Origin of the sequence: Streptomyces graminilatus, assembly GCF_001418565.1 — a bacterium.
GTDB classification, from domain to species: Bacteria; Actinomycetota; Actinomycetes; order Streptomycetales; family Streptomycetaceae; genus Streptomyces; species Streptomyces graminilatus.
Window position 1 is genome coordinate 1 of record NZ_LIQQ01000810.1, and the last position, 2,105, is coordinate 2,105.

The 2,105-nt window shown below is 70.1% G+C and carries 2 protein-coding genes; both read right to left on the reverse strand.

The window, feature by feature from the left end:
- Window positions 1–57 precede the first annotated feature (57 nt).
- Window positions 58–795, reverse strand: coding sequence for a response regulator transcription factor (locus AOK08_RS41785; RefSeq protein ID WP_198539568.1), 738 nt, complete (start codon window positions 793–795; stop codon window positions 58–60).
- A gap of 150 nt (window positions 796–945) precedes the next feature.
- Window positions 946–1,890 carry a DUF2797 domain-containing protein gene (locus AOK08_RS41790; protein WP_055535800.1) on the reverse strand — a complete coding sequence of 315 codons (945 nt, stop codon included), beginning with the start codon at window positions 1,888–1,890 and terminating at the stop codon, window positions 946–948.
- Window positions 1,891–2,105: the final 215 nt, after the last annotated feature.

Below are 2,105 nucleotides of genomic sequence, written 5' to 3' on the forward strand. Positions count from 1 at the left end.
CCGCGTACGCAGCGTGCGCGGGCGCGGTCTGCTCCGCCGCCGAACCTTTGACACAGGTCAGACTGCGGGCTTGATCAGATACCCGGCGCCACGCCGGGTGTGGATCATCGGCTCGCGCCCGGCGTCGATCTTCCGCCGCAGGTAGGAGATGTACAGCTCGACGACGTTCGCCTGGCCGCCGAAGTCGTACGACCACACGCGGTCGAGTATCTGCGCCTTGCTGAGGACGCGCCGCGGATTACGCATCAGGAAGCGCAGCAGTTCGAACTCGGTCGCGGTGAGGTGGATGCCGTCCCCGGCCCGCGAGACCTCGTGGCTGTCCTCGTCGAGGGTGAGGTCACCGACGACCAGGACGGAGTCCGAGCGCCGGTCACTGGCACCGGAGCGCCGGATCAGGCCGCGCAGTCGCGCCACGACCTCTTCGAGGCTGAAGGGCTTGGTGACGTAGTCGTCGCCACCGGCGGTGAGGCCCGCGATCCGGTCCTCGACGGCGTCCTTCGCGGTCAGGAACAGCACGGGCACCTCGGGCAGCTCGCGCCGCAGGCGGCCGAGCACGGCGAGGCCGTCCATGTCGGGCAGCATCATGTCGAGCACGACGACATCGGGACGGAACTCGCGCGCGGTCTGCACCGCACCCGTCCCGTCACCCGCGCTGCGGATCTGCCAGCCCTCGTAGCGAAGGGCCATGGACAGCAGCTCGGTGATCGACAGCTCGTCGTCCACCACCAGCACCCGGACGGGGTTCCCGTCCGCCCTCAGCAGTTCGGTACGCCCCTGGGGCGAGATCGTGGTCATAGCGGAAAGCCTGTCGGCGCCCTCTGAGAACAGGCTTTTCGGAACCTGTGATTTGCCTGAGAAACGCACAGGCAGGTCTCAGGGAACTCCTTGGAACCTCCGAGTGGAGCCCGACATGGCACGGAACCCGACATCGCGTGGCGCCGAGGCTCAGAACAACCCGTCCTGCACCCCAGCCGCCCCCTCCACGCCCTTCGCCCCCTTGAACTCCCGCACAGGAACGGTGAGTCCACCGCCCCCGACGGGTATCAGCTCCCACCCGGTCATCAACCTGGTGTCCAGCACGACCACACCCCTCCTACCATCCCTACTCCCGTTTCCTCGCCCGTACTCGACCGCGAGATGCAGATCGGGCCCGGCCGCCGCCACCAGCTCGCCCCCGACGACACCCCCCGCCACCAGTTCGCTCACGGCACCCAAGGCCGGGGCTGGCCCCGCAAGCTGCTGGGCCAGCCCCACCAGCCCGAACACCTCCACATGGTCGACGACTTGGCAGGACGCCCGCTCCAGGGAGTCGGGCCAGCCGCCCAGCCCCACCGCCCGGGCATGCAGGTCCTCGACCTCGGCGGCCCGCTCCGCCGCCGACCCCGGCAGCACGGCCCGCACCGCCCTCTTGTCGGCGTACGGAATCCGGTCCGGGACCCCGAGCGCGGCCCTCAGCAGTTCCTCGGTACGCCGGGCGGCCATCAGCGGGCCGGCACCGAGCCAACTGAAGGCGACGGCACCCTGCTCAAGCAGCCGCGCCGAGCCCCGCTCCAACGCCGTGATGCCGACCTTGGTCATCCCGGGCCCGAACCACGCCAGATATACGTGATAGGGCTGGGGATCGTCCGCGATCGTGTCGGCGGCGACCGAGTGCGCCCGGTCCAGCCGCGCGCACTCCTCGCACCGTGCCCCCGTGCTCCGCCCGGACACCCCCGTCCGCATCGGACAGGCGTTCCCCCGCGCTCCCACACATGTCCGTACGCCCCCTTCCGCGACCCCGAAGGCCACCCGCTTCCCCCAGGTCAGCGCGCTGTCGCGCCCACCGTCCCACCGCAGCACGGGACCGTCCGCCGTCCACCGCAGCCCCGAGCATCTCCACGCCTGTCCCATCCCTTGCGAGATTACGGGGTACCACTGACAACGCCCCCGAACCCGCAAAAGACCCAGGTCAGATGGGGGGTGATTGGAGAGAACCGGCCGGAGAATCAGAATCCTTCCGGAACGACCTCGGCGACCGCAACGCATCGGCAACGGCATCGGCATCGGCATCGGCCGCACCGGTGACACTGCCCGCTCTCCGCTCCCGCCCCGCCAGCCGACACCCC